This window comes from Microbacterium sp. 13-71-7, assembly GCF_002257455.1.
Classification (GTDB): domain Bacteria; phylum Actinomycetota; class Actinomycetes; order Actinomycetales; family Microbacteriaceae; genus Microbacterium.
Genome location: NZ_NCKN01000339.1, coordinates 1 through 3,161, shown reverse-complemented (window position 1 = coordinate 3,161; position 3,161 = coordinate 1). Strand labels below are relative to the sequence as shown.

General features: G+C 65.2%; 2 protein-coding genes. Both read left to right on the top strand.

All coding sequences use genetic code 11. The features are described 5' to 3' along the window. The first annotated feature begins 97 nt into the window (after positions 1–97). On the top strand, positions 98–2,191 hold the full coding sequence (locus tag B7X32_RS19835) for an ATP-binding protein (RefSeq protein WP_292723699.1): 2,094 nt from the start codon (positions 98–100) through the stop codon (positions 2,189–2,191). Positions 2,192–2,231: 40 nt separating this feature from the next. After that, the gene (locus B7X32_RS19830; protein WP_292723696.1) at positions 2,232–3,056 is read left to right on the top strand and encodes a hypothetical protein; all 825 of its coding nucleotides are present in this window, start codon (positions 2,232–2,234) and stop codon (positions 3,054–3,056) included. The last annotated feature ends 105 nt before the right edge of the window (positions 3,057–3,161 follow it).

Genomic DNA, 3,161 nt, shown 5'->3' with positions numbered 1-3,161 from the left:
GACGACTACTACGACACGGGCTGGGAAGCCGATGCCGTCTGGGGTCAGGTCATCGGCTGACCCTTCGTACCCGAAGCGTGAATGTCGCCCGGGCTGGGTGTCCGCCGCGCATGAACGTCTCATGCGAATCAGTCCCATCACCGGCACCGTCGAAGGTCACATTTCCTCCACGGAGGACATCACGATGTCGATGGATGAGGATGCGACCGCGTTCCTGATGGCTTCCATCTCCACGTCGCTGTACGCCGACCCGCACCGTGCGGTCCTCCGCGAACTTGTCAGCAACGCCCTCGACTCGCATGTGCGCGCGGGAGTGTCGAGCCCCGTACGGGTGACGCTGCCGACAACGCTCAGCCCCACCCTCATCGTCCACGACGATGGTGTTGGCCTGGACCTGCACGACATCCGGTCCATGTTCAGCAAGTTCGGCGGCTCCGACAAGCGGAACACGGACGGTGAGCGAGGCGGGTTCGGCCTGGGGTCCAAGTCGCCGTTGGCGCTTACCGCCCAGTACACGTTCGTAGCACGTAAGGACGGCCTCGAGCATCTGGTGCTGGTCGCGCGCGGCGAGGATTTCATCCCAGTGATGAAGGTGCTTAAGACCACGGTCACCGAAGCCCACGACGGAGTGGAGGTCCATGTTCCGGTGTCCAACGCGACCGAACGGATGTCGGAGCTTGTGTTCGACGAGCACCTGTTCCTCACCGTTGACCCGCAGAGCCTTCACGTCAACGGGGCTTCTGTGCCCGTGACCGTTCATGACTCGACTCAGTTCCGCCGCATCGACGGTGACGACGGGGTCGCCCTCGGATGGTGGGCGCGGTCCCCGCATTTCAGTGTCGTGCCGAACCGGCGCCCCTACCAGGCGCTCTCGCCGCGGGCGGATGTGCTCGGCGTGCACTACCCGCTGAGCGAGACGCTGAGTCCGAAGGCGTTGAAGGGAATGCCGGGGCATCGCATCATCCTGAGCGTCCCCAACGGCGCCGTCGGGTTCGCGACGTCCCGGGACGCGCTGCTGCCAACGCCTAGGACCATCAAGGCTGTGAAGGCTGTCGCGGACGCCTACTCACGGACGTTGAGCACGACGCTGTGGCGTCTTGTCCGCAGCGCTCAGACGCCCGCGGAGGCGCTTGCCTTGTACGCCGAGGTGAAGGACGTGCCGGGAATGCCGATGAGTTGGCGGGGCGTCAAGTTCGAGGACTCGGTTGCCCTGCATGGCCGGGTGAGCCTGTTTGGGGGAGCGCGTCGGGCTCGCGGTCATGTGCTGCCCGTCGGCATCGGGGAGCCACTGCAATACGTGTGCGTGCCCCTGGCGGAGGTGAACCGGGTGCAAGCCGCCCTGAGCACCCTTCGCGCAACCGGCGAGGCTGTGCCACGCACGTACATCGCGACAGCCCCGCTCATCGCACAGCACATGTGGGCGCAGGCGGCGCTCACCAACGTCGACGCCGAGGAGCTGCTTTCTCAGGCGCGAGCGCTCCGCAAGAGCCGGACAGCGAAGCGCAACTCCAGCCTCGCCGCCAGCCCTGAACGGGTTGGGGCGTTCATCATCACGGACGACTCTTTCGCCAAGCAGTATGTGGAAGCGTCCGAGGTGACCGGACCTGTCGCCTACGTCACATCGACGAGCCATCTCGACGAGCTTTTCAACCACCGAGGTCAGGCGGGCTACACCCATTCACTCGGCAGCCACCCGGCGCTGCGAATGCTGGCTGAGCGAGGGTTCACGCTCGTCACACTCACCGCCAAGCACGACCCGACCACGGTGTTCGAGGGGCAGAAGGTCACGTCCGCGCGCAACATCGTCGCGGAGTACATCAACGATGTTCTGAGCGAGGCGGAACAGCACCGGATGACATTGGCGGTGCAGCGCGACCGGCGATGGATGCACTTGTCGGCATGCGCAGGCATCGTCGGCGTGGACGTCAGCACCATCACGGATGAGCGGGTGCGTGACGGCATCGAAGCCATGAACGCACACGTGCCCGCCCACGTCCTTGCGCTGCTGAGGTGGAGCGGGAGCGACCTCTGCGCCCCCATCACCGAGTTCTCCAACGGCCTCACGGCTCCCGAATACCTGGAGCTTCCCTTCATCGACGCGATGTCCTTCCGGAACGCCCTCCTGGGCTTCTCACCTGAGCACTTTGTCGCCTACATCAACGCCGTGACAGGCGGAGACCTGCCCGCCTGAGCGTCGTACCCGAAGGGCGCCGGCCGCGCATAGGAGGAACATGAGCACGCCGTACTTGCAGTACACCCCCGAGAACCCCGACGAGAAGGGGAGCGTCACCATCATCATCGGCGGCCAGCCGTACACGCTCACCGACGACTCACCGATGTACGAGGACGCCCTTGGCTCGGTCAAGAGCGGTGTCGCGGATGATGAGCTCCTCGCTCTCTTCCAGCCGGTCGCTGTCGTCGGTGAACGGCTCACGGGTCTCAGCGAACGCATCACCACGGACGGTGCGAACATCTTCTTCGATGGCGACGCCGTCGACGCAGGCATCGCCCGTCACATCCTGCGCATCATGTCGCGGGAGGGACGCGGCAAGCCTGACGCGTACATGCCGGTCGTGCGGTTCCTGGACAAGCTCTATCAGAATCCGTCACTGCGCTCCCGCCAGCAGCTCTATCAGTTCCTGCGACGGTTCGATTTCACCATCACCGCTGACGGTGACTTCATCGCCTACAAGGGCGTCCGCCGGGACTTCACAAGCATTCACGCCGGACCCGGCATCGTGGACCTGCACCCGATGCGCGGGCACCTCCCGAACCGGCCCGGCTCCGTGCTGCAGGTCAGCCGCTCGTACGTGAACAACAACCCGCACCACGGCTGCTCGACGGGCTTGCATGTTGGCACGTTCAGCTACGCCCGCGGCTTCAGCCAGGGCGGTCTGGTGACGTGCGTGGTGAACCCCCGTGACGTCGTCAGCGTCCCCATCGACGCGGGCTGGCAGAAGGTGCGCGTGAGCCGTTACCGCGTGCTGGAAGCCATCGAGTGCGAGTACGTCTTCCCCGTGTACGACGAGGACGACGAAGAGGAGGAAGCCGCGTGAACCCGACCCTCGAGCAGGCAGCAATCGTTCAGGCGTTCGGTGAAGGCGGGAACCTCTCCATTCACGCGGGCGCCGGCACGGGAAAGACCGCCACGCTCAGGATGA

Bases quoted from the DNA above. Each gene is read 5' to 3' on its own strand.
- B7X32_RS19830 (WP_292723696.1), top strand. From the start codon at position 2,232: ATGAGCACGCCGTACTTGCAGTACACCCCCGAGAACCCCGACGAGAAG.